Here is a 23,794-nt window from a genome sequence, read left to right on the forward strand (position 1 = left end):
TTTCTATCCCCACAACCGGCCAGAAGCCGAGAACCTACATTCAATTCAAAAGTGATTAACGAACGCGACGCAGATAGCCATCCGGCGCCACGGTGATCAGCAGCTTGTTCTGCAACTGACGGTCGATTTCGAAGTCAGCGTTTTCTTCCAGGTATTTCCACACGGCGGTCTTCGGGTTGTCGCCCGGGCCCCATGGACGATCCGGGAAGAAATCGGCTGGCATGTCCTCAACCACGGTGTCCATAACCACGCAATAGCTGTCTACCGACACCAGCGGTGCGTACAGACGCAGCTCTTCCAGTACGTGATCGTGGGTGTGGTTGGAGTCGAGTACGAGGATGACTTTCTTGCCTTCGGCGGCAGCGCGGACTTGTGCGGCGATCGCCTCGTCGATGCTCGAGCCTTCGATCATTTTGATGCGCTTGCTCATCGGGTGGCTTTCGATGGCTTCGCGGTTGTGCGGGCGAATGTCGAGGTCGATGCCGAGCACTTCGCCGTGGCCTTGCAGCTCCAGCAACGAGGCGTAGTAGATGATCGAACCGCCGTGGGCGATGCCGCATTCAATCACCAGGTCGGGTTTGACCTGCCAGATGATTTCCTGCATCGCCATCATGTCTTGCGGCAGCTGGATGATCGGACGGCCCATCCACGAGAAGTGGTAGCTGTACTTGTGCTTGGCCGACTGGTTGAAGAAATCCTGGGCCAGACCGGTGAGTTTCTGGTCGTCGCCCTGAGCGGCGATTTGTTCTGCGCACTCGGCTTCGAAGGCTTTATTGATGGTGTTGTCAGTCATTTTTCTAATCTCAATAGTCACTGGAACGAAGCGCTGTCGACGGCGTGATAGACGTAGCGTCCATCGGTCATCCGCTTGATTTCTTCGAGGTAGTTGGAATTCATTACAAACAGGTGGGCGCCTTCGGGCAGCGCGTCCATGGCCTCTTGCGGCGAGGACACACGCACACCGCTCAGGGGCAGATAACGGCCCTGCTTCGCCGGGTTGATGTCGACCACGCGATCCACTGCCACACCGGCCCTTTGCAGGAACAGCGAATAGATCACGCCTTTGGACGATGCGCCCCAGATCGCCGAACCGTGCTCGGGTGCGTCCTGGATAATCTGTACCGCACGCGCAAGGCTTGCGGTGAAACCGTCAGGCAGCGCCAGGCGTGGCACCGGGTGTTCCGGGGTCAGGCGCAAGGTCGCCAGGTCGGCAACGATGTACAGGTACTGGCCGCCGAACAGGTGCCCGGCCTCGTGCACGGTGCCGAACATCCGGCGCAGGTCATCGAGGCGGAAGTAATTGACGTGCTCGTAGAACAGGTCGAACCAGGCTTTGTGCTCGAGGATCCAGTCGAAGCACGGCACTTCGATGTAGATCTGCCCGCCCTGATTGGCGTCGGCGATCTCGGCAAGAAAACTCACCGGGTCCTGAATGTGTTCCAGCACATGGCGCAGCACGATGGCATCCGCCGCCAGGCCTAGGCCACGGGTGAACGGTGCTTTGATCACGTCGGCATTGTCGCCTTCGTAGGCCGGGTCGATGCCGGTGATGGCGTAACCCAGCCCTTTGAGCAGTTCGAGGAAGTAGCCCTTGCCGCAGCCGACTTCGATCAGTTCCCGGCCCTTGAAGTGGCGGGCAATGATGCCTTCGACATCGCCCAGGTGCTTCTGGAACTGGCCCGAATGCGCCTGCTCGTTCTGGTAGTCGGCGTCGTAGCTGAGCTTGTCGGCATCGAAGGCCTGGTTGAAGATCAACCCGCTCTTTTCATCCTGTACCAGGACCATGTCGGCACACGCCGAAGCCTTGGCCGACGCGGGGTCGGCAAAGGTGCGGTTTTGCAACACCGGCAGGTCGGCGACCCGATACAACTCATGCCTCATGCTCTGCTCCCAGTAGCTGTTGCAAACGGTCCGCCACGCCCCAGAACGCCATCGGTTCGTGGGTCGGGTATGGGTAGTGACCGAGGTTCAAATGGATCGACGCGCCGCGCTCACGCAGCCGCTGTTCGACCAGCGCCCGCACCGAAACCGGCTGGCCGCTGGCGCAATTGATCACGCCATCGAATTCACGCTGTTGCACGATGGCGGCGAGGTAACCGGCCGCGGTTTCAATCGCCAGGTAGTCACGCAATTGCTCACCGGCCGACATGTTGAAGCTGTCATCGCCAGCGTCGATGGCGCGGTCAAGCGCGGCGAGCAAACTGTTCGGGTTTTGCCCTTCGCCATGCAGGTAAAACAACCGCGCCCATTGCAGGGTGAACGGTTGAACCTGCTGCAGGTTTTGCAGAAACAGGCGCAGTGTATTTTTTGCCAACCCGTACGGATTGCTCGGCTGCGGCGCGGTGTGCTCGCTGAGCGGACCGCTTTGCATGCCGTATTCGAAACAGGTGCCAGTGACCAAGACTTGGGAGACGCCCGCCTCGACCGCACCCTTGATGAACCGGTAGTCGGCCATCAAGTTGTGTTCGAAGTGGAATAGCGCCCGATAGTTCGGCAGCCCCGGCCAGGCCAGATGCACCAGCGCGTCGACGCCATCGGTCAATGCGGCGATGTTCAGATCCTCGGCGTGAATATCCGTCGCAACGAATTCCACGGCATTGATCCACGGCATGGTCGCGGCAGTCTCGGCATTGCGCGCCACGGCGCGGACTTCGCAGCCACGGGCGAGCAAGGCGTCGACCAGATGACGGCCGACAAACCCGGTGGCGCCGGTCACGAGCACTTTCACAGCACGGTCAACTCAGGCACGGCGATCACGAAACGGCCATCCCACTGACGCACCTGCGCCAGTTGCTGACTGACTTCGGTCAGCAGGTTCCACGGCAGCACCAGGACGTAATCGGGTTTCTCGAGGTCGATCTGTGCCGGCGAGACAATCGGAATGCGACTGCCCGGCAAATACTTGCCCTGCTTGTGCGGGTTGGCATCGGCCACCCACGCCAGCAAATCCGGTTTGACTCCGGCGTAGTTGAGCAAGGTGTTGCCCTTGGCCGCCGCGCCGTAACCGACCACACGCTTGCCGTCGGCCTTGGCCTGCAGCAGGAAGCGCAGCAGTTCGTGTTTGATCCGTTCGGCAGCGGGTGCGAGGGTCGCGTAGTACTCGGTGGTTTTTACCCCGGCGGCGAGTTCGGCCTGCAACTGCTGTTGAACGGCTGGTTGTACCGGACGACGTACACCATCGGCACGCTGGACGAAAACCCGCAGCGAACCGCCATGGGTCGACAGCTGACTGACGTCGAACACTTCTAGTCCATTGCGCTTGCACAAGGTCTGCACGGCGGTCAGCGACAGGTAGGAATAATGCTCGTGATACAGCGTGTCGAACTGCTGGCCGGCCATCAACGTCAGCAGTTGCGGAAACTCGAACGTCGCCACCCCGGTCGGCTTGAGCAGGGTCGCAAAACCACCGAGGAAATCATTGATGTCCGGAACGTGGGCCAACACGTTGTTGGCAGCCATCAGGTCGGCGGACCAGCCTTCGCTGACCAATTGCGCGGCGGTATCGCGACCGAAAAACAGTTCACGAATCTCCAGGCCTTTGTCCCGCGCCGCTTGTGCGGTGCTGCGGGTCGGCTCGACGCCCAGGCACGGAATGCCGCGTCCAGCGACGTACTGCAACAGGTAACCGTCGTTGGCAGCGATTTCCACCACGAGGCTGTCAGCGGTCAGGCCGAAGCGCTCGGTCATCTCGGCGACGTAACGCTCGGCATGGGCCAGCCAGGTACTGGAGAACGAACTGAAATACGCATACTCGGCGTCGAACAGGCTGTCGGCGCTGGTGTAATCCTCGGTCTGCACCAGCCAGCATTGCTGACACACCGCCACCTTGAGCGGCACCCATTGCTCGGTTTGCTCCAGCTGATCGGCGCGCACATAAGCGTTGGACGGCGGCGAGGTGCCGAGGTCGATCAGCGGCAAGGCCAGGGAAGTCCCGCAACCACGGCAATTCATACACGCACTCCAGCGAAGTGGTCATCAAGCAAGGGATGGCTGGAATCCCGTGCCGACAGATTATTGACAGGCAACGGCCAGGCAATCGCCAGCCGTGGATCGTTCACGCTCAAACCACCCTCATGCACTGGCGTGTAATCCGCGCTGTGCAGGTAGAGCAATTCGGCATCGTCGCTCAGGGTCTGGAAACCGTGGGCGAAGCCGGCCGGGATCAGCAGGCTGCGACCGTCACCGGCACGCAGGTACTCGGCGTGCCAGTGCAGGAAGGTCGCGGAATCGGGGCGCAAATCCACCGCTACGTCCCAGACTTCGCCGCGCAGGCAGGTGATCAATTTGGCTTCCGGCGCGCTCGCGTTTTGATAATGCAGGCCACGAACACTGCCCCGCTCACGGGTGCAGGAATGGTTGATCTGACGGATATGAAACGGCTCGCCGAAGGCGCTCAGGCTGCCTTCACAGAACAGACGGGCGAAGTGTCCGCGCTCATCCTCGAAGCGTTTGTGCTGCACGCTGAACAGACCGGCCAGCGGCAATGGCGTTATCGAAAACTCGCTCACAACGCGCCTCGGTACAGGTTCAACTGGCCCAAAGTGATGGCGCGCATGTCGTCGCCGTTTTGCCAGGCCAGGTGCCAATCCAGCGTCTGGGTCAGGCACTGTTGCAACGACCAGCGCGGCTGCCACGCCAACAGTTGACGGGCGCGGCTGCTGTCCAGGCGCAACAGGCCGGCTTCATGCAACTCACTCGGTTCGATGCGCAGGCCACGGGCTTGTGGCCAGCGGTTGGCGAGCAATTCGACGACTTCGCCGACGCTGCACATGTCCGCTTCACTCGGGCCGAAGTTCCACGCACCGGCAAACTCGGGGCCTTGTTCATACAGGCCGGCCGCCAGTTGCAGGTAACCGGCCAGCGGTTCCAGCGCGTGCTGCCACGGGCGCACGGCTTGCGGGTAACGCAGGGTCACCGGTTCGTCGGCGGACCAGGCCTTGAGCACATCGGGAATCAACCGCTCAGGTGCAAAATCACCGCCACCCAGTACGTTGCCGGCGCGGGCGGTGGCCAGGGCCAGACCGTGCTCGGCGTACTTTTCAGCCGGGAAGAACGACGCCGCGTAAGACTGCGCCAGCAACTCGCAGCAGGCTTTGCTGCTGCTGTACGGGTCGTGGCCACCGAGGGCTTCGTTTTCGCGGTACGGCCACAGCCATTCCTGATTGGCGTAAACCTTGTCGGTGGTCACTAGCACGCAGGCGCGCACGCCGCCGACCTGGCGGATGGCTTCGAGCAGATTGAGGGTGCCCATGACGTTGCTGGAATAAGTCCCCAACGGGTCGCGATAACCTTCACGCACCAACGGCTGGGCCGCCAGGTGCAAGACGATTTCCGGCTGGGTCTCGGCGATCAGCTCCAGCAATGCGCCGAGGTCACGCAAATCGCCGCGCTGATCGTTGATGCCTTCGTGCACGCGCGCCAGTTCAAACAGGCTCGGTTCGGTGGACGGGTCCAGCGAAAAACCGCTGACCTTGGCACCGAGGCTTTGCAGCCACAACGTCAACCAACTGCCCTTGAAGCCGGTATGGCCGGTCAGCAGAACCCGCTTGCCGCGCCAGAACTCCTGACTCAGTCCCATTGCTTCCATGGGGCCTCCCCGCTCAGCCACAGCTGCTCAAGGTGGTTTTTGTCGCGCAGGGTGTCCATCGGGTGCCAGAAGCCGTCGTGCTGGAACGCTTGCAACTGTTGCTCGTTGGCCAGCGCGGCCAATGGCTCGGCTTCCCAGGAGGTCTGGTCGTCAGCAATGTAGGGCAAGACCTTGGGCGACAGTACGAAGAAGCCGCCATTGATCCAGCCGCCGTCACCGCGTGGTTTTTCAATGAAACCTTTGACGCTGTCACCGTCGCGCTCCAGGGCGCCGTAACGTCCCGGTGGCTGCACGGCGGTCACGGTCGCGAGTTTGCCGTGGCTCAGGTGGAAGTCCACCAACGCGCCGATGTTCAGGTCCGAGACGCCGTCGCCGTAGGTGAAGCAGAACGCTTGTTCGCCTTCCAGGTAACGGGCGGCGCGACGCAGGCGGCCACCGGTCATGGTGTCTTCGCCGGTGTCGATCAGGGTCACGCGCCACGGTTCGCTGTAGTTCTGGTGAACGTCCATGCGGTTGTTGGACATGTCGAACGTGACGTCGGAGGTGTGCAGGAAGTAGTTGGCGAAGAAATCCTTGATCGCGTAGCCCTTGTAGCCAAGGCAGATCACGAAGTCGTGAATGCCGTGGGCGGAGTACTGTTTCATGATGTGCCAAAGAATTGGCTTGCCGCCGATTTCGATCATTGGCTTGGGCTTGAGGTGCGACTCTTCGCTGATCCGCGTACCGAGACCACCCGCCAGAATTACTGCCTTCATCGCTGTCCTCTTGCTCTTCGCGCGGTTTGGCCAGCCCCGCTAGGGTTGGCGAACCGTCAGATGCACATCATTAACCCGCAGCCACTGGGGCCTTCACGCCTGTTGAGGTGAAGGATTTATGGCGATATGTGGGGGACTTGCAGGAAGTGAGCCAATTGCTTGGGGTGGGCGACTGATGGGGGTTGGGTTCTGTGGTTAGGGATTTGCGTGCATATCCATTTCTGCAATAACGGCTGCTGGCGGTTTCGCTCTTACAGCGACTCACTTTTCCAGACGCCGAAAAGTAAGCAAAAGGCTTTGCCCCTCCATTCGGTGCCTCGCTGTGGCTCGGCATGCCCTCACTCCGGCATTGCTCCGGGGGCCCGCCGCCATCGGCCATCCATGGCCGGGGGCGGCTACCGCGGCATCCTTGCCGCGGTGCCCCCTACGCAACGCCTGCGTTCGGCCTCTGGGAAAGGGGCAACAGATCAAGATCAAGATCAACGTCAAAAGCCGAAGCAACGGCAACGACAACGACAACGGCAAGATCAACAGCTTCGCGAGCAAGCCCGCTCCCACAGTTGGACTGGGTGCATCCCAGAGAGATTGGTTGGCTGACAGGACGCCATCGCTGGCAAGCCAGGCTCCGACAATAGATCGGTATACCGCCCTTGCTTCTCACCACTCATCAGGCCGAGCGTTAGCTCGCCTTCAGCTTTTGATCTTGATGCACCGCCCCCTCGAGAGGCCGAGTGGAGGTTCTGCGCAGTGGGCAACCCGGCAAGGATGCCGGGTTAGCCGCCCCCGGCCATGGATGGCCGGTGGCGGCGGGCCCACGGAGCAGGACCGGAGCGAGGGCATGCCGAGCCACAGCGAGGCACCGAACGAAAGGGGCAAACGCGCTTTGGTTACTTTGGTCTGGGCCGGCATTCCGGATTTTCCAAAGTGACTCGCTGTAAGAGCGAAACCAATAGAAGCCGTTACCGAAAAACGGATATGTACACCGAATCAGTCCGGCAACCAACCCCACAACCAGTGCTGAAGATTATCCCCGCGCAACATGAAATCCCGATGCACCGCCTCACGCAACTGATCCCCCATGCGATAACTCGCATCCGGATCCGCCAGGTGCATGCGAATCGCCTGCAACCACTCCTCCGTGCTATTGCTCAGAATCTTGGTGCAAGGCAAAAACCCGTCATACGCACGGGTATCCGTGCAAATCACCGGATACCCACAAGCCCCATACTCCAGCAACCGCAAGTTGCTCTTGCAGTCGTTGAAGATATGAAACTCCAACGGCGCCAACGCCAAATCAAGGTTCAGGCTCGCCAGCTTGTACGGATAACTCTGCAGATCGATCGTGCCATGGAACTCATGAATGTACGGACGCAACGCATCCGGACACATGCCGAAGAACACCCACTCCACCTCATTGGCCAACTCCCGAACCACATCGGCAATGATCTCCAGGTCGCCGGTGTGACTGGTGCCACCCCCCCAACCAACCCGTGGCTTTTTCGAGGTACGGCGCTGACTGGTCAACGTCGCCCATGGCTCGGGAGGCAACATGTTCGGCACCACACGAATCTCGCTGTGCATGCTCGACAACACATCAGCCAGTGCCTGGGTAGTCACCACCACGCGATCACACAGACCAATACCCTCACGCAACATCTGCTCAGTGTTGGCCGGCTTGTTGCGGGCGTGGCTGTTCTTTTTCGGCGTGCTGACAATGTAGTCATCCAGCTCGAAAATCCGCAGCGCATTGGAGTACTTCTTCATGCGCAGAATGTCGGCCGCCGAACCTTCGCTGTAGCGCCCCTGCAAAATAATGGTGTCCGGCGACAGGCGCTCGATTTCCACCGTCGAAGGCGACTCGTAAGCCACCCGTGAAATGACCCGCCCGGCTGCCTCAAGCTCCGCCAGCGGCGCGGTCACGCGGTAATGCCCGATCGCCGACTCGTTGACCGGCAAGCCGAGAATCAGCGGCAGGTCGCGATGGCAGAACGGATTCCAGTTGTGGCGCAGCGAAGGCTCCAGGCTGAAGCTCGCGACGCCGAGTGTCAGGGCCGGGTTGTACGCCGGATCACGGGAAATCTTCGGCAGCCACTTCAGGTAGAAACTTTCCTGCTCGGCCTGCTGCGCCTGCACATCGACCTGCGTCAGGGCTGGCGCGCTGTCGTCACCGATCATCACGGTCGCGAACGGCGTCCAGACGATCAGGTAACCGTTTTTATCCGCCTTAAGGCACAGGTCAACACCCCCGAGCCCGAGGCTGAATTCAGCCTCATCCAGCTGACCGAGGCTGTCGAACACCTCTTTGCGCACCATCAGGCAATCACTGCTGACCGCACTCCAGTTCTGCGCCACTTGCAGACGCTGCATGTAGCCACGCGAACTGACGTGCTCGCCGATAAACGGCGAAGTCGCAGGCCCGGCCATGCCCAGGATCAAACCGGCGGAAACAATCGCGCCGTTGGCGTTCATCTGCCGTGCGCCAACCACGCCGACTTCCGGACGCTGAGCATGATTGAGCATTTCGGCGAGCCAGTCACCCGCGTAAATCACGCTGCGCGGGTTGAGCGTCAGCAGGTACTCGCCCCGCGCATGGCTGGCAGCGAAGTTGACCAACGCCGCCTCGCCGGTGCCCCCGTCAAAACGCAGGACGCGCAGCATCGCGGCGCCCAGTTGAGACATCGCGCCCAGCCACTCGGCCATCGCCGCATCACCGCGTCCTTCATCGACAATCAGGATTTCGTACTCGGTGTACGAGGTCTGCTCGATCAGGCTTTCGGTGCAACGCTGCAAAGCGCCCAGCGAAGAGCCCGCGCCTATGATGATCGAGACCACCGGCCGGTGCGCGTGCAGGTAATCGATGCGCTTGAGCAGCGGCAACTCGCCATCGCGAATCCGGTGTTCAAGACCGATGCGGTCGAGGTGCGCGCTGACGACGGCTTCGCTGCCCTCGATCACCTCAGGCAACGACAGCCAATCGGCGTAGGTCTGCGTCGACTCCACCTGAATCTCTGCAATGTGTTCGATGGTGTGCAACCCGGCCTCTTCCACCAGACGCCAGAGCAAATCATGCGGGGCCAATTCGCCGTGAGCCGAATCGAAACCGCCCACCGCCAAAAAGCGCTGACGCTCGAATGCGAGAGTCCGGCCAACGTAGGGGTAGGAACGCATGAGGTCGAGGTTGAAGCCTGGCTTGAACACTGGCTCGGCGGACTCACCTTCCACCAACGCGCCTTCATCGCTGTAGGCGCAGAGCATGCCCGGCGTACCGGCAATGCGCTCGGCCATCACCAGCAACGACGACACGCGCAAGGTGTCGCCGGCACGCAGCAGGTAGAACCAATGCGCACCTTCCAGTTGCGGTATCACGCCATTGAGCTGGTGCGCCCAGTTGTCCTCAAGCGGCAATTGCAGCACGTTATCGGCGCCATCGAAGTCCGCGTTCGACAGCACCACCACCGCTTGCGGGGCGTACAGTTGCGTGGCGAGGCTGGCCAGCGTGGCGTTCAGGGCGACGCTGTCAGACTCGGTGTCGATGATGATCGGCACCAGGTTCGGACGCATGGCCCAGCGGCTGATCGTACCCGGCATGTGCCGTGTTTCCGCCGGAGTGAATTGGCGGCTCGCCAGCCACTCGCGATAGAACTCGGCGTAGCTGTCGCTGTTTCCGCCCACGCGACCGTTGACCACGGTGTTGCGACTGCCGAGCACGCGCACCACACACAACTCTTCCCACTGGCGCGGCTCTTCAAGGGCCTTTCTCAATTCGACGCAGCGCACCCAGCCCGACGCCGGGGCCGATTCGCCACCGCGCGAGGTCAGCATTTGCATCAGCCATTCCCATTCCTGCACGGCAGCCCGGGTCATTTCCGTGGTCTTGCTCAGGCGTTCCGGGTACAGACGCTCGGTGCTCAGCACGGTGTTCAACACCGCCATGTTGCCGCGGCGCAGCAGGCATACGAACAAGGCGAAATCGAGCATCGCGACAAAACCCGTACCGTCCTGGGTCAGCGCCGGCAACAGTTCCAGCACATCGGCACGGCGCATCAGGGTCGAGCTGAAGTTGCCGATGAAGTTCTTCGGCGTGTTCTCGAAAATCGCCAACATGTCATCGCCCTTGAGCAACGCATCAAGGGGCGAAAAACGGCAGTTATCGATGCGGGGCGGCAAGATGAAATTGTTCGCGTCGCTCATCATGCGCAGGCCGCACACCAGGGTGGCCTCGGGATAGTCGATCAGCGCCTGGGCTTGCATCGCGATGCTCGGCGTGAACAGCCGGTCATCATCGCACAGCACTTTGATGAACTCGCCGCGTGCTTCGTTGACGCAACGCAGCACGTTTTTTGACAGGCCCAGACGCTTGGGGTTACGCAGGTAACGAACAGGGTGAGCAGGGTCGGCAAACGATTTGACGATTTTGTGGATCTCGTCAGAAGACGAATCGTCACAGACGACGATTTCAACGTTCTCATAGCTTTGAGCGAGCGAGCTTTCCAGCGCCTGACTGAAGAAGCGCGGGTTGAAGGCGGGGATGACGATGCTGACTAGAGGGCGTTGATTCACGACAGAACTCTCGAGCGGCGAGCCTCTGCCCTTTCAGGCAGAGGCTGCGGAACCGCTTAGGAAAAGACGGTTGGTAGCTCGACAGACACAGACTCAGATCTTGTTGAACAAGCCCAGCTGAGCAATCTTGCTGAAGGCCAGTTGCGACGCTTGCAACATGGTTTGCTGCAAGGTCAGGCGGGTCATGACTTCGGCCGGATCGGAATCGCGGATTGCCGACTGGGTCTGGGTGTTGGCCAGGACCAGGCTCTGGTTGGTCTCGCTCTGGGTGTCCAGGGCGGAACCGCGACCACCCACCGAACTCAGAGAGGTCGACAACTGATCGGCGCCGCTCGCCAGGTTGCCGATGCCCGAAGCCAGTGCGGCCTGAAACTTCTGGATCGCGATCGGGTTGCCACTGATTGGCGTGTTCAGTGCGGTTTTCAGCTGGTTCACGGTGTCCAGAATGTTCTGGGTTTCGTGGGTGTTGACCGCCACGCTGAACTGATCACCCGCGCCCGGCGTACCGGCCAGGGTGAAGCTCACGCCCGAGGCCGTGGCGACGCCGGCAACCACAGTGCCGGAAGAAACCGGCTGGCTGTTAGGCGTCAACGGTGCGGCATACAGGTCGAACGCGGTGGCGCTGGTGAATTTCATCACCGCCGAACCGGTCGGGAAACTGGCGTGGTAATTCGCCGGGTTGGTGATGTTGCTGGCAGTGACCTGAGTCGCGGTCGGGTTACCCGGGCTGCGCGTCGCGGTGAAGGTGTCAGGCTTGGCCGCCAGGGTAAAGGTGTGGCCCGGCAGCACGGCGGCAGCGGTATCACCGGCCGCCAGGTTGATGTTCAGGTTCAGGTCGACACCACGGAACGACACGGTCTGGCCGGTTTTCGTGGTCGGGTCGAACGCACCGCCCTGACTTGCTTCAGCGGTCACATCGTTGCCGCCCGAATCGGTGATTTTCAACTGGGTGCCGCTGACGAAATCGACGGTGTACGGCTCGCCTGCGCGGAACTTGTTGTTGTAGGTGACGCCCGACGACACCTGACCGTTGGACAGGACCACACGACCGTCATCCACCGCCGGTGCGGTCATGGTGACCTGGCTGCGGCTGGTGTTGATCGCCTGCTGGAACACTTCCCAACCGGTGCTGTTGGTGGCCATCGACATGGTGTCGCCGACCGCCAGGTCAAGCGTTACCTGATCACCGTTGTAGCTGTAGGTGCCGTCGGCGTTTTGCGTGAACGGAACGGTGTCACCCTTGGAACCGGCGAAGATGTACTTGCCGTTCTCGTCCTTGCTGTTCATCAGGCTCAGCAACTGACCTTCGATCTCGCCCAGCTCCGAAGCGTTGGCTTGACGGTCGGCGTCGGTGTAACCGGCGTTGCCGGCACCGATGGCCAGTTCCTGGGCGCGCTGCAGCACGTTGGTGATGCTGGTCATGACCGACTCGGTCTGGCCCAGGGTCGCCTTGAGAGTGTTGGTGTTGGCTTTGTACTGATCAAGCATCGAAGCCTGTTGACCCAGTTGCAGCAGGCGCGAGGCACCGACCGGATCATCGGCCGCAGTGTTGACGCGAACCAGGCTGCTCGCCTCTTCGCTGCTCTTGACCACGTTGGAGAAGTTCTTCTGATAGTTGGCAGCAGAGGACTCGTAAAACTGGGCGGTAGAAATGCGCATGGGCTACGACTCCTTAAAGACTGTTGATCAGTGTGCTGAAGATTTCTTGCGCAGCCTTGATGATCTGCGAAGAGGCGGTGTAGTACTGCTGGTATTTGACCAGGTTGCCGGTTTCCTCATCGAGGTCGACACCGGACAGCGAGTCGCGGGCATTCTTGGCGTTGTCCAGAATGGCGCCGGTCGCCGCGCTGTCGAGCTTGCCCTGCGCCGCCTTGGCGCCAACACCCTCGACCAGTTTGCCGTAGGCGTCGGTCAGGGAAATACCCTTGCTGGCGGTACCGGTGTCCACTACCTGCTTGGTCTGCAAGCCGGCCAGTGCAGTGCCGTTACGGTTGTCCAGGGTGCCTGGCTGCGCGATGTTGATATCAATCGCAGTGCCTGTGCCTGGCGAACCGGCCACGGTCATGTCGAAGCTGACGGTACGCTGCACGGCGGGCGGGCCCGGGTCCATGATCGGCGCACCCGTGCCGTCCTTGAGAGGCACGGTCAGGTTCAGGGTGTTGTTCTGGTTCGGCTTGATGGTGCCAGTGCTGATCTGCACGCCTTTGGCATCGAGCAACTGGTAAGGCTGGCTGGAACCGTCGGCCGCTGCGGCACCGAACACCACTTTGACCGGCATGGAGGTGTTCATGCCGTTCTGGATAAGGGTGGTCGTGGCCGTGTCGTAGATATCGAACTTCGTGGTCAGGGTTGGCTGACCGCTGGACGAGATGGTCAGGGTGCCGCTGCCGCCCGGCGCAATCGCCGCGCTCAACGGTGCCGCAATGGCCAGACGCTTGGAGTCGGTCATCTCGGTCTTGATGTTCGTCGCCGCGTTGCGGGTCGGCGTGATCTTGAACGTGTCACCGGCCGCAGCCCCCCCACCGCTGAGCTTCAACGAGAAACCGTCAATCACCGGAGGCGGCGTGGTCAGGGTGCTGAAAGCGCCCATCGCTGTACCTTCCGGCAGGCGCTGCACGGTGTAGTTGGTGGCGCTGGTGAAGGTGACTTTGTAATCGTTGATGGTCAGCTTGCCGCTGTCCTCGATGCTGACATCGAAGTTGCCGGAACCGGCGCTGTTGCCAACGGTGGCCACACTGCGGTCGGCCATCTGTGCGGCGCTGTTGATGCTGTTGAACAGGTTCGAACCGAACGCACCGTTCTTGTCGATGCCTTGGGCCTGAAGGCCGTTCATCTGGTCGGCAACGACCAGGGCTACGCGGCCCAGTTCGTTCATGGCCGGGTCCAGCACGGTGCTGCGATAGCGCAGCAGACCGCCCATCTCGCCACCGGTCATTACCGAAGTAATGTCGACGGTGCTCGAACCACGATTGAGCTGAATGCCCATGCGCGATGGATCGGCCTGGCTCGGCACCACTTGCAGAGTGCTGGCGGTGCCGCCCATGACCAGCGGCTGACCGCTGCCCAGGTACACATCAAGGTTACCGTCGCGTTCGATGACTTGTGCGCCGGTGAACGTGGAGAGCTGACGCACGGTTTCGTTGCGCGCGTCGAGCAGCTCGTTGGGCATGCCGCCGGCCTTGGAAACTTCGGAAATCTTCTGGTTCAACTGCGCCACGGTGGCGGCGAGTTTGTTGACCTGATCGGCCATGTTCGTCAGGTTGCCGTTGATGTTCGCGTTCTGCGCGGTCAACTGGGCGGACACTGAGTTGAAACGGTTGCTCAAGGCCTGGGCATCGCTGAGCAGCAACTGACGGGACGCATCGTCACCCGGCTTGGCGTTGACGTTCTGCACCGAGGCGAAGAACTTGGTCAGCGCGCCGTTGAGGCCGGTGCCGCTGTCCGACAGCAAGGCGTCGAGCGGGCTGATCTGCCCGGCGTAGGCGGCCGCGTCGCTGTTGAGCGAGGTGGTGGTCTGCAATTGCGCATCGAGGTAGCTGTTGTAGACGCGACGCACATCGGCCAGGGTCGTGCCGGTGCCGATGTAGACGTTGCCGAACTGATTCGAGGCTTTGGTGCCCTGCACGGTTTGCTGGCGTGAATAACCGGCGGTGTCGGCGTTGGCAATGTTATTGCCGGTAGTCATCAACGAGGATTGGCCAGCGGCCAGACCCGACATCCCGATATTGAGCAAACTCATGGTTCAGACCTTATGCCTTGTGCCTATAGAGGCGTGGTGGAAGCGCCCGCCGCAGCGTAGTTTTGGTAACTCGTCATCTGTTTGGCTATCTGCGAGATCTTGCTTGCGTAATCCGGGTCGGTTGCATACCCGGCTTTCTGCAACTCGCGTACAAACTGTTCTGGGTTATCGGCCGACTTCACAACATCTTGATAGCGATTATTGGTTTGCAGCAACGTCACGAGGTCGTGGAAGCTGTCTTTGTACGAGTCGTAGGAACGGAACTCAGCCGTCTCCTTGACCCTCTCGCCGTTGCGGAATTCGCTGGTAATGGCCCGCGCCGAATCGCCCTTCCAACTGGTGCCGGCCTTGATGCCGAACAGGTTGTGGCTACTGCTGCCATCCTGGGCACGCATGACCGATTTACCCCAACCGGTTTCCAGTGCGGCCTGAGCCACCAGGTAGCGAGGATCGACACCGATGCGCTCGGCGGCTTCCTTGGCCATCGGCAGCATGGTGTTGACGAATTCGTCGGCGGAGCTGAAGGCTTTCTTCGGCGGCGCGAGAGGAATCTGCGCCATCGCACGTCCGTAAATCTGCATCTGCCCGCTGGACTTATTGTCCGTTTGCGAGGCCAGCCAATCGCCGTTGAACAGCGGGCCGGCACCGGTCGTGGCCGTCGTCGTGGCACGCTCTGGCAACAGGGTTTTGTTCGGCGTCGCAGCAGCAGTCGTGGTGGCTGAAGGCACCAGACCGGCGAGCAAGCGATCCGCCAGTTTCGGCGGTAAGGCGAGACGGCGCTGATTAATCAGCTCCATGTCATTGCGATGCGTGCCCTCGCCTGTCGGCGCTTTCACCGAACGCGAAGCCCACAACGGACGCTGGCCATTGAGCCGCGATAGCGGACCATCAGTGGCCACGGTGCCGGCCGCAATCGGCGTTGGCACGGCGGCTTTCGCCGCTTCCTGCTTGGCCGCGGACAGGGCCGCCGCCTCGCCTGGCGCGAGCGGTTTGTTCTTCGACATCTGCCGCATCAGCACGTCCGCCAGACCAATACCACCGCCTTCGCGGGACATGGAAATGGCCAACTGCTGATCGTACATTTCCTGGTACTGTTTGGCCGCCGGCGTGTTGAGCGGGTTGTCCTTGCCCAGCGCTTCGGTGGCCGAACGCATGGACTTGAGCATCTCACCGAGGAACAGCGATTCGAACTCCTGCGCCACTTTGCGCATGTTGCCGTCGCTGTTCTTGTCGCCCACCTTGAGCTGGTTCAAACGATTCAAGTCCGAATAGGAACCGGAGTCGCTGCTGCTGACCAGACCGCTCTTGCGCATATCCATGACAGCCGTCCTCAGATCACGATCAGGTCGGCTTGCAATGCGCCAGCCTGTTTCAGTGCTTCGAGGATCGCCATCAAGTCGCCCGGCGCCGCGCCGACCTGGTTCACCGCACGGACGATTTCGTCGAGGGTGGTGCCCGGGCCGAACTTGAACATCGGCTTGGCTTCTTGCTGTGCGTTAACCCGCGAGCGCGGCACGACGGCCGTCTGACCGTTGGACAGAGGGCCGGGCTGGCTGACAATCGGGTCTTCGGTGATGGTCACGGTCAGGCTGCCGTGGGTTACGGCGGCTGGTGACACCTTGACGTTCTGGCCGATCACGATGGTGCCGGTACGCGAGTTGATGATGACTTTCGCCACCGCCTGACCCGGATCGACTTCAAGGTTTTCCAGGATCGACAGGTAGTCGACACGCTGGCTCGGATCAAGCGGCGCGCTGACGCGAATCGAACCGCCGTCAATGGCCTGGGCAACGCCCGGGCCGAGCATGTTGTTGATCTTGTCGACAATGCGTTTGGCGGTGGTGAAGTCCGAACGGTTGAGGTTCAGCGTCAGGCTGTTGCCCTGGTTGAAACCGCTCGGCACCGAACGCTCGACCGACGCACCGCCGGGGATACGACCGGCCGACGGAACGTTGACGGTGATCTTCGAACCGTCACGACCTTCAGCATCAAAACCACCGACCACCAGGTTGCCCTGAGCGACGGCGTAGACGTTGCCGTCGATACCTTTGAGCGGAGTCAGCAGCAAGGTGCCGCCGCGCAGGCTCTTGGAGTTACCGATGGAGGACACGGTGATATCGACCTGCTGACCCGGCTTGGCAAACGCCGGCAAATCGGCACTGATCGAGACCGCTGCGACGTTCTTCAACTGCACGTTGCCCGAACCCGGCGGCACCTTGATGCCGAACTGCGAAAGCATGTTGTTGAAGGTCTGCAGGGTGAAAGGCGTCTGCGTCGTCTGGTCACCGGTGCCGTTAAGCCCGACCACCAGGCCGTAGCCGATCAATTGGTTGGAACGCACGCCAGAAATACTGGCGATATCCTTCAGCCGCTCGGCCTGCGCGTTGAACGCGGCAGACAGCATCAGGGCGGCCACCATGAGGTGTTTAAGATTCAAACTGGCCACCTAGAAAGGGAACAGCGGGCTGAGGAAGAAACGGTCGAACCAGCCTGGCTGACTCGCATCGGCAAACGAACCGGTGCCCGAGTAGGTGATGCGTGCATCGGCGACGCGGGTCGACGACACGGTGTTGTCGGTGGCGATGTCATCGGCGCGCACCAGGCCGGCAATCCGCACCAGCTCATCGCCGGTGTTGAGGGTCATCCACTTCTCGCCGCGTACCGCGATGATGCCGTTGGGCAGCACATCAGCCACGGTGACAGTGATCGAGCCGGTCAGGGTGTTGCCCTGCGCGGCCTTGCTGTCGCCCTTGGTCGCACGGTCCCCTTCATAGCTGGCGCTCAGGTTCAGGTCGCCACTGCCAAACGGGTTGTTGGTGTTGGGCGAGGAGCCGAACAACGAGGTCAGGCCGATGCCTGTCTTGCTGTTCTTGTCGATTTGCGAGTTGGCGTTTTTGCTCGCCTGGGTCTTCTCGTTCAGGGTAATGGTGATGATGTCACCGATCCGGAACGCCTTGCGGTCGCTGTACAGGTTCTGTTCAAAACCGGCCTGATAAATCGAGCCATTGTTCGCGGCAGCCGGCAACGGCGTGCGCGGCAACACCGGCGCGTAATACGGGTCATTGGGCTTGGGCGTCGTTGGAACGCAGCCTGCGAGCACAACAGCCCCACTCAGTGCCAGAACAGATACAAAGCGATTCATGACCCTACCTCACGGTGTTGCAGGCGACCTCATGGTCGCCTCATAGACTTGATTACAGATTCTGCGTTACGAACGAGAGCATCTGGTCGGCGGTGGAGATCACCTTGGAGTTCATCTCGTAGGCGCGCTGAGTGGTGATCATGTTGACCATCTCTTCAACGGTGCTGACGTTGGACGTTTCCAGGGTGTTCTGCAGCGTGGTGCCGAAACCGTTCAGGCCCGGAGTACCGACTTGCGGTGCGCCGGAAGCAGCGGTTTCCAGGAACAGGTTGTTACCCACGGCCTGCAGACCGGCCGGGTTTATGAAGTCGGCGGTTTGCAGGTTGCCGATCACCTGGTTGGCCGGGTTACCCGGAACGGTGATGGACACGGTGCCGTCGCGACCGACCGTGAAGGTCTGCGCGTCGTTCGGAATCACAATGGCCGGCTCCAGGGCGAAGCCGCTGGCATTCACGATCTGACCGTTGGAATCGAGGTGGAAGGTACCGTCACGGGTGTAGGACGTGGTGCCGTCCGGCTGCAGGATCTGGAAGAAACCGCGACCGTCGACCGCCAGGTCAAGCGGCTGTTCGGTGGTTTGCAGGCTGCCGGCGGTGAAGTTTTTCTGGGTGCCGACGATGCGCACACCGGTACCCACTTGCAGACCCGACGGCAGTTCGCTGTCCTGGGTCGACTGGGCGCCTGGCTGGCGCTTGATCTGATAGAGCAAGTCCTGGAACTCGGCGCGGTCACGTTTGAAACCCGTGGTCGACACGTTGGCCAGGTTGTTGGAAATAGTGGTCAGGTTGGTGTCCTGGGCGGACAGACCTGTTTTGGCAACCCATAGAGCCGGAAGCATTCGATTCTCCTCGTGCGCCTGTTTTACGGCGCGACGTTCTGATAATTAGCTGATCTGCAAGACCCGAGCCATGGCCTGGTCATCGTCTTTGGCGGTGTTCATCATCTTGATGTGCAGCTCGAACTGCTTCGACAAAGCCAGCACCGAAGTCATCTCTTCCACGGCGTTGACGTTGCTCGACTCAAGGAACCCGGACACCAGTTTGACGCCGGCGTCGGCTTGCGCCGGCTTGCCGTCCTTGGTGTGGATCGAACCATCCAGGCCTTTGGTCATGTTCTTCAGGTCAGGGTTGACCAGTTTGATGCGGTCGACTTCAGCCATCACACGCGGGCCTTCGCCCATCGCACGGATGCTGATGGTGCCGTCTTCGCCGACTTCGATTTGCTGCTCGGGCGGCACGGCGATCGGACCGCCATTGCCCATCACCGGCATGCCGTTGCCGGCGCGCAATACGCCGAGGGCGTCCACGTTCAGGCTGCCGGTGCGCACATAGCTTTCAGCGCCATCGGGCGTCTGCACGGCAATCCAGCCGCTGCCTTGCACCGCGACATCGAGGTCACGACCGGTTTCAACCAGCGAACCAGGGGAGAAGTCGGTGGCCGGGCGTTCGGTCATCGCAAACGCACGCGCCGGAAAGCTGTCACCAAACACCGGCATCGAACGGGCCTGTTCCAGGTCCTTCTGAAAACCGTTGGTGGAGATGTTTGCCAGGTTGTTGGCATGAGCCTTCTGCGCCAGTGCATTCTGGCTGGCGCCGGTCATTGCCACATAAAGGTACTTGTCCACACTCTTTCCTCTGCATGCCGGACGTTTGCCGCCCACCGCTGTACTGATGAGCGATAAGCAATTTGCAGACCAACTTTTTTCTGGCGGCGCCGGGCCCGGCAAACAAAGGACTTGAGGGGATTCAGAGGGGAATGGGGGATTGGGTCAAAGTCGAAAAACCGGCGCGGATATGCCGCCAGGCGGCAACGGAGTGAAAGCCTGGGCTGATTCGACTACCAGCCTTTGACCCCGCTCATGTCGGGTAACTTATGGGCGATGCCCTTATGACAGTCGATACAGGTCGCCTGGCCGCTAGCCAGCGACGTGGAGTGCATATTGGCGGCGCGCTTGCCTTGACGGGTGAAGTCCATGAATTCGAAGTTATGGCAATTGCGGCACTCTCGGGAGTCGTTTGCCTTGAGTCGCCCCCACTCGTGCTCGGCCAGTTCACGCCGCATATCGAGAAACTTGTCCCGGGTATCGATCGTTCCGAACACTTTCCCCCACACTTCTTTGGACGCCTGCATCTTGCGGGCAATCTTGTGCGTCCACTCATGGGGGACGTGACAGTCCGGGCAGGTTGCGCGTACGCCAGAGCGATTGGTGTAGTGAATGGTGTCCTGCAACTCGACAAAAACGTTATCGCGCATTTCATGACAGGAAATGCAGAATTTCTCGGTGTTGGTCGCTTCCAGCGCGGTGTTGAACCCCCCCAGAAAATCACCCCGGCGATAAATCCGCCGAGCGTCAGAAAGCCCAGGCTGTAATGAACACTGGGCCGACGCAAAACCCTCCAATAGTCTTTGAACAGGGCGAGCAAGGATTTCATGGCCTCTCCTTATCGTTTCTGCTGGCCGTTGATTTCGTCTTGCAGCACCTGGTCAATGTTCTTGAAGCTGTTGTTCACCAGTGGCTTAACGTCTGTTTGTGGCACATGACACTGATTGCAGAAATACCGGCGCGGAGAAACCGCGGCCAGCGCCTGACCGTCACGGTCCATGTAGTGAGTGATACTGATCATTGGCGCCTGGGTACGTGCGCTGTTGGCTCGGCTGTGACAGGACAGACACTTATTACTGTTCTTGTCGATGTGATACCCCGCAATGCTGTGGGGAATGGTGGGTGGCTGTTCGGGATAATTGCGCTCACGCTTGAGGTCCTTGTTCTCTTCATCAGCAATCGGCGGCGCCGGCAACTCCTGGGTCAGCGTCCCTCCGATTCGCCGACCATCCGGCGCAGGCGCATCCAGCGGGTAACCGGGCTCTGCCGGGAATGCCGCTGGCATCCATAGCAGCAGCGCGGCAAGCAAGGACAGCGAACGACGCTTCATCTGAGCTCTCCTTATGCCGTCTTGATCAACTCAATCCTGATCGCGCATTTTTTGTAATCAGTTTGTTTGGAGATAGGGTCCGTCGCATCAAGCGTGACTTTGTTGATGAGCCGGTTGGCATCGAAGAACGGTACAAACACCAAACCTTGCGGCGGTTTGTTGCGTCCTCGGGTTTCAATGCGCGCACGCATCTCACCTCGTCGGCTGATCAGCTTCACTTCGCTGCCGCGACGGGCATTCAAGGCCTTGGCATCGGCCGGATGCATGTAGACCAACGCGTCGGGGACGGCCTTATAGAGTTCCTCGACCCGCTGAGTCATCGTGCCGGTGTGCCAATGTTCAAGCACCCGACCGGTACTCAACCAGAATGGAAATTCCGCGTCGGGGGATTCCGCCGGTGGCTCGTAGGGAAGCGCGAAGATGATGGCCTTCTTGTCGGGATAGCCATAAAACTGCACACCACTGCCCTTCTCAACGTAAGGGTCATACCCTTCCCGGAAACGCCAGCGTGTTTCCTTGCCCTCCACGACGGGCCATCGCAACCCGCGCTCGGTGTGGTAGCGGTCAAACGGGGCGAGGTCATGACCGTGACCACGCCCGAATTGGGCATATTCTTCGAACAGACCTTTTTGCAGGTAAAAACCAAAATCCCGGGCCTCATCGTTTTGATAGCCCGCCTCCATCTGTTCAAGCGGGAACTGATCGACCTGGCCGTTCTTGAACAACACTTCGTACAGGGTCTTGCCCTTGTACTCCGGTGAGGCGGACAACAACTGCGCAGACCAGACCTCGTCCGTTTTGAAGCGCTTGGAAAACTCGACCAACTGCCAGAGATCCGATTTGGCGTCGCCCGGCGCCGAGACCAATTGATGCCAGAACTGTGTACGGCGCTCAGCATTGCCGTAGGCGCCCTCTTTCTCCACCCACATGGCGGTGGGCAGGATCAGATCGGCCGCCTGGGCAGAGACAGTGGGGTAAACATCCGAAACCACCACAAAATTCTCGGGGTTGCGCCAACCCGGCAACACTTCCTGCATGATGTTGGGGCCGGCCTGCATGTTGTTGCTGGCCATCGTCCAATACACATTGAGCACGCCATCCTTGAGCATGCGGCTCTGCTGCACGGCGTGGAAACCGACCTTCTCATTGACGGTGCCCGGAGGCACTTTCCAGATTTGCTCTGCCTTGGCGCGATGTGCCGGGTTGGTGACCACCAGGTCGGCAGGCAAGCGATGGGAGAATGTTCCCACTTCGCGTGCCGTCCCGCAGGCTGAGGGTTGGCCCGTCAGGGAGAAAGGGCTGTTGCCCGGCTCACTGATTTTCCCGGTCAGCAGGTGAATATTGTAAATCAGGTTATTGGCCCATACGCCGCGCGTGTGCTGGTTAAAACCCATGGTCCAGAATGAAACCACCTTGCGCTTGGGGTCGGCATACAACTCGGCCAATGCCTTGAGGCGCTCGGCTGGCACACCGGTTTCCTTGGCGGTACGTTCAAGGGTGTAGGGTTTTACGAAAGCGGCGTACTGCTCAAAGTCGATATCGCTCCAGGTGTTCGCCTTGGCGGCATTGCGGGCCTTCATCTCCAGCGGATTATCGGGACGCAAGCCATAGCCGATGTCATCCGTTCCTTTGGCGAAGCGGGTGTATTTGCTGACAAAGTCTTTGTTGACCGAGCCACTTTCGATGATGTGGTTGGCAATGTAGTTGAGGATAAACAGGTCCGTCTGGGGCTTGAACACCATGGGGATGTCGGCTAACTCAAAACTGCGATGCTCGAAAGTCGACAGCACCGCAACCTTGACGCTGGGCTGGCTTAACCGGCGATCTGCGACCCGACTCCAAAGAATCGGATGCATCTCCGCCATGTTTGAACCCCACAGCACAAACGCGTCAGTAACCTCAATATCGTCATAACACCCCATCGGCTCATCGATACCGAACGTACGCATAAACCCCATGACCGCAGAGGCCATGCAATGACGCGCATTAGGATCAATGTTATTGGAGCGAAATCCCGCCTTCATCAACTTGTTGGCCGCGTACCCTTCCCAAATGGTCCACTGACCGGAACCGAACATGGCGACAGACTCGGAACCCTTGTTTTTTATCGCTTCCTTAAACTTTAACTCCATGACATCAAACGCCTGGCTCCAGGACACCGGCTGAAACTCGCCCTGTTTGTCATAGTGCCCGTTAGTCATGCGCAACAGCGGCTGAGTCAGTCGATCAACGCCATACATGATCTTCGACAAGAAGTAACCCTTGACGCAGTTCAAACCGCGATTGACCTCGGCTTTCACATCACCATGAGTCGCGACCACTCGATTGTCCTTGGTCGCCACCATGACGCTGCACCCGGTACCGCAAAAGCGGCAAGGGGCTTTATTCCAGTCCATGGTGACACGGTCTTCTTCAGTGATCAGGTTGCTGGCAGACGTAAACACCGGAAGCCCCGCCGCCGCTGCAGCAATCCCGGCCGCCTGGGCTTTGACAAACTCGCGCCGAGTCATTGGCATGTACTTTCTCCCGTCACATCGAGAATCTCGTGATAAACGAGGGCTGCATTGAGTACTCCAGGCAAACCGTTGATCTGAGTGATTCGCTTGGAAATTTCGCTTTCTTCTTCCATTTCCAGCACAACCACCAGCTTGCCGACGGGGCTTTCGTGATGCAGTTCAACGCCTGTGAGTAAACGCAAGTTGGCTTTCACCGCCTCGAACAACTCAGGACGGGCCAGTACCACGAGACTGGCAATATGGAGCGTTTCTGCCATGACCTGTACTCCTCTTCTTATGCTGAAGATGGACCGCGATCAATGAGGTGAACCAGGAGGGCCGAGCAGCATTTGCAGAAACCAGACAAAAAATCCGTAACCACCCACTATCGCCACCGAGAGCAATGGAAAGAGGACAACAATCAGAAAAAAGAACAGGCGAGTTTCTTTGCGGACTTGCTGGGTAGAGTCATCCGTTGATGGCATGGTTATCGCTCCTGCCGAACTTTGAAATGAGCCTAGATGGCTTGCCTGGCAAATTCCACGATTCAGATCAACGGCATGACGGTAGCGCTTCAAGTGGC

19 protein-coding genes and 1 pseudogene are annotated in these 23,794 nt (G+C 60.1%); all 20 read right to left on the reverse strand.

The window, feature by feature from the left end:
• Nucleotides 1-55: 55 nt before the first annotated feature.
• The 20 genes and pseudogenes from AB4N43_RS08830 to AB4N43_RS08925 all read right to left on the reverse strand — a co-directional run bounded on the left by AB4N43_RS08830 (nucleotide 56) and on the right by AB4N43_RS08925 (nucleotide 23,696).
• A complete protein-coding gene (locus tag AB4N43_RS08830) occupies nucleotides 56-793 on the reverse strand; it encodes a cephalosporin hydroxylase family protein (protein ID WP_027922337.1) in 738 nt (245 codons plus the stop codon).
• Between the two features lie 17 nt (nucleotides 794-810).
• Nucleotides 811-1,881, reverse strand: a complete 1,071-nt coding sequence (locus AB4N43_RS08835) for a class I SAM-dependent methyltransferase (RefSeq protein ID WP_460153786.1) — start codon at nucleotides 1,879-1,881, stop codon at nucleotides 811-813.
• Complete coding sequence (locus AB4N43_RS08840) at nucleotides 1,871-2,728, reverse strand: NAD-dependent epimerase/dehydratase family protein (protein ID WP_059181386.1); 858 nt, start codon at nucleotides 2,726-2,728, stop codon at nucleotides 1,871-1,873. Before AB4N43_RS08840 ends, AB4N43_RS08835 begins: the two co-directional genes overlap by 11 nt.
• Entirely contained in the window at nucleotides 2,725-3,951 is a 1,227-nt protein-coding gene (locus tag AB4N43_RS08845) for a methyltransferase domain-containing protein (protein WP_460153789.1), read from the reverse strand. The genes AB4N43_RS08840 and AB4N43_RS08845 overlap by 4 nt, the downstream gene beginning before the upstream one ends.
• Nucleotides 3,948-4,508 carry a dTDP-4-dehydrorhamnose 3,5-epimerase family protein gene (locus AB4N43_RS08850; RefSeq protein ID WP_027922333.1) on the reverse strand — a complete coding sequence of 187 codons (561 nt, stop codon included), beginning with the start codon at nucleotides 4,506-4,508 and terminating at the stop codon, nucleotides 3,948-3,950. The genes AB4N43_RS08845 and AB4N43_RS08850 overlap by 4 nt, the downstream gene beginning before the upstream one ends.
• A complete protein-coding gene (rfbG, locus tag AB4N43_RS08855) occupies nucleotides 4,505-5,587 on the reverse strand; it encodes a CDP-glucose 4,6-dehydratase (protein WP_027922332.1) in 1,083 nt (360 codons plus the stop codon). The genes AB4N43_RS08850 and rfbG overlap by 4 nt, the downstream gene beginning before the upstream one ends.
• On the reverse strand, nucleotides 5,569-6,342 hold the full coding sequence (gene rfbF, locus AB4N43_RS08860; RefSeq protein WP_027922331.1) for a glucose-1-phosphate cytidylyltransferase: 774 nt from the start codon (nucleotides 6,340-6,342) through the stop codon (nucleotides 5,569-5,571). The genes rfbG and rfbF overlap by 19 nt, the downstream gene beginning before the upstream one ends.
• A 987-nt stretch (nucleotides 6,343-7,329) precedes the next feature.
• Nucleotides 7,330-10,902 carry a glycosyltransferase gene (locus AB4N43_RS08865; RefSeq protein ID WP_460153791.1) on the reverse strand — a complete coding sequence of 1,191 codons (3,573 nt, stop codon included), beginning with the start codon at nucleotides 10,900-10,902 and terminating at the stop codon, nucleotides 7,330-7,332.
• A gap of 93 nt (nucleotides 10,903-10,995) precedes the next feature.
• On the reverse strand, nucleotides 10,996-12,561 hold the full coding sequence (locus AB4N43_RS08870) for a flagellar hook-associated protein 3 (RefSeq protein ID WP_027922329.1): 1,566 nt from the start codon (nucleotides 12,559-12,561) through the stop codon (nucleotides 10,996-10,998).
• Between the two features lie 13 nt (nucleotides 12,562-12,574).
• A complete protein-coding gene (gene flgK / locus AB4N43_RS08875; protein ID WP_460153793.1) occupies nucleotides 12,575-14,641 on the reverse strand; it encodes a flagellar hook-associated protein FlgK in 2,067 nt (688 codons plus the stop codon).
• Between the two features lie 23 nt (nucleotides 14,642-14,664).
• Nucleotides 14,665-15,960 (reverse strand): flagellar assembly peptidoglycan hydrolase FlgJ, encoded by a 1,296-nt coding sequence (flgJ, locus tag AB4N43_RS08880; RefSeq protein ID WP_027922327.1) that lies wholly within the window; start codon nucleotides 15,958-15,960, stop codon nucleotides 14,665-14,667.
• Between the two features lie 11 nt (nucleotides 15,961-15,971).
• On the reverse strand, nucleotides 15,972-17,060 hold the full coding sequence (locus AB4N43_RS08885) for a flagellar basal body P-ring protein FlgI (RefSeq protein ID WP_032833447.1): 1,089 nt from the start codon (nucleotides 17,058-17,060) through the stop codon (nucleotides 15,972-15,974).
• A 27-nt stretch (nucleotides 17,061-17,087) separates the two neighbouring features.
• A complete protein-coding gene (flgH, locus tag AB4N43_RS08890; protein WP_027922325.1) occupies nucleotides 17,088-17,783 on the reverse strand; it encodes a flagellar basal body L-ring protein FlgH in 696 nt (231 codons plus the stop codon).
• Between the two features lie 52 nt (nucleotides 17,784-17,835).
• Complete coding sequence (gene flgG, locus AB4N43_RS08895; protein ID WP_027922324.1) at nucleotides 17,836-18,621, reverse strand: flagellar basal-body rod protein FlgG; 786 nt, start codon at nucleotides 18,619-18,621, stop codon at nucleotides 17,836-17,838.
• A 45-nt stretch (nucleotides 18,622-18,666) separates the two neighbouring features.
• On the reverse strand, nucleotides 18,667-19,407 hold the full coding sequence (locus AB4N43_RS08900) for a flagellar basal body rod protein FlgF (protein ID WP_059181392.1): 741 nt from the start codon (nucleotides 19,405-19,407) through the stop codon (nucleotides 18,667-18,669).
• A gap of 212 nt (nucleotides 19,408-19,619) precedes the next feature.
• A pseudogene (locus tag AB4N43_RS08905) lies at nucleotides 19,620-20,215 on the reverse strand (cytochrome c3 family protein).
• A 9-nt stretch (nucleotides 20,216-20,224) separates the two neighbouring features.
• Entirely contained in the window at nucleotides 20,225-20,716 is a 492-nt protein-coding gene (locus AB4N43_RS08910) for a nitrate reductase cytochrome c-type subunit (protein ID WP_027922322.1), read from the reverse strand.
• 11 nt (nucleotides 20,717-20,727) lie between these two features.
• The gene (gene napA / locus AB4N43_RS08915; RefSeq protein ID WP_194939837.1) at nucleotides 20,728-23,232 is read right to left on the reverse strand and encodes a nitrate reductase catalytic subunit NapA; all 2,505 of its coding nucleotides are present in this window, start codon (nucleotides 23,230-23,232) and stop codon (nucleotides 20,728-20,730) included.
• Entirely contained in the window at nucleotides 23,223-23,489 is a 267-nt protein-coding gene (locus AB4N43_RS08920; RefSeq protein ID WP_027922320.1) for a chaperone NapD, read from the reverse strand. Before AB4N43_RS08920 ends, napA begins: the two co-directional genes overlap by 10 nt.
• A gap of 39 nt (nucleotides 23,490-23,528) precedes the next feature.
• Entirely contained in the window at nucleotides 23,529-23,696 is a 168-nt protein-coding gene (locus AB4N43_RS08925; RefSeq protein ID WP_027922319.1) for a periplasmic nitrate reductase, NapE protein, read from the reverse strand.
• Nucleotides 23,697-23,794 lie beyond the last annotated feature (98 nt).

This window comes from Pseudomonas sp. S2_B07, from assembly GCF_054668435.1.

Bases quoted from the DNA above. Each gene is read 5' to 3' on its own strand.
- AB4N43_RS08830 (WP_027922337.1), bottom strand. From the start codon at position 793: ATGACTGACAACACCATCAATAAAGCCTTCGAAGCCGAGTGCGCAGAA.
- AB4N43_RS08835 (WP_460153786.1), bottom strand. From the start codon at position 1,881: ATGAGGCATGAGTTGTATCGGGTCGCCGACCTGCCGGTGTTGCAAAAC.
- AB4N43_RS08845 (WP_460153789.1), bottom strand. From the start codon at position 3,951: ATGAATTGCCGTGGTTGCGGGACTTCCCTGGCCTTGCCGCTGATCGAC.
- rfbG (WP_027922332.1), bottom strand. From the start codon at position 5,587: ATGGAAGCAATGGGACTGAGTCAGGAGTTCTGGCGCGGCAAGCGGGTT.
- rfbF (WP_027922331.1), bottom strand. From the start codon at position 6,342: ATGAAGGCAGTAATTCTGGCGGGTGGTCTCGGTACGCGGATCAGCGAA.
- AB4N43_RS08870 (WP_027922329.1), bottom strand. From the start codon at position 12,561: ATGCGCATTTCTACCGCCCAGTTTTACGAGTCCTCTGCTGCCAACTAT.
- flgK (WP_460153793.1), bottom strand. From the start codon at position 14,641: ATGAGTTTGCTCAATATCGGGATGTCGGGTCTGGCCGCTGGCCAATCC.
- flgJ (WP_027922327.1), bottom strand. From the start codon at position 15,960: ATGGATATGCGCAAGAGCGGTCTGGTCAGCAGCAGCGACTCCGGTTCC.
- AB4N43_RS08885 (WP_032833447.1), bottom strand. From the start codon at position 17,060: ATGGTGGCCGCCCTGATGCTGTCTGCCGCGTTCAACGCGCAGGCCGAG.
- flgH (WP_027922325.1), bottom strand. From the start codon at position 17,783: ATGAATCGCTTTGTATCTGTTCTGGCACTGAGTGGGGCTGTTGTGCTC.
- flgG (WP_027922324.1), bottom strand. From the start codon at position 18,621: ATGCTTCCGGCTCTATGGGTTGCCAAAACAGGTCTGTCCGCCCAGGAC.
- AB4N43_RS08910 (WP_027922322.1), bottom strand. From the start codon at position 20,716: ATGAAGCGTCGTTCGCTGTCCTTGCTTGCCGCGCTGCTGCTATGGATG.
- napA (WP_194939837.1), bottom strand. From the start codon at position 23,232: ATGCCAATGACTCGGCGCGAGTTTGTCAAAGCCCAGGCGGCCGGGATT.
- AB4N43_RS08920 (WP_027922320.1), bottom strand. From the start codon at position 23,489: ATGGCAGAAACGCTCCATATTGCCAGTCTCGTGGTACTGGCCCGTCCT.
- AB4N43_RS08925 (WP_027922319.1), bottom strand. From the start codon at position 23,696: ATGCCATCAACGGATGACTCTACCCAGCAAGTCCGCAAAGAAACTCGC.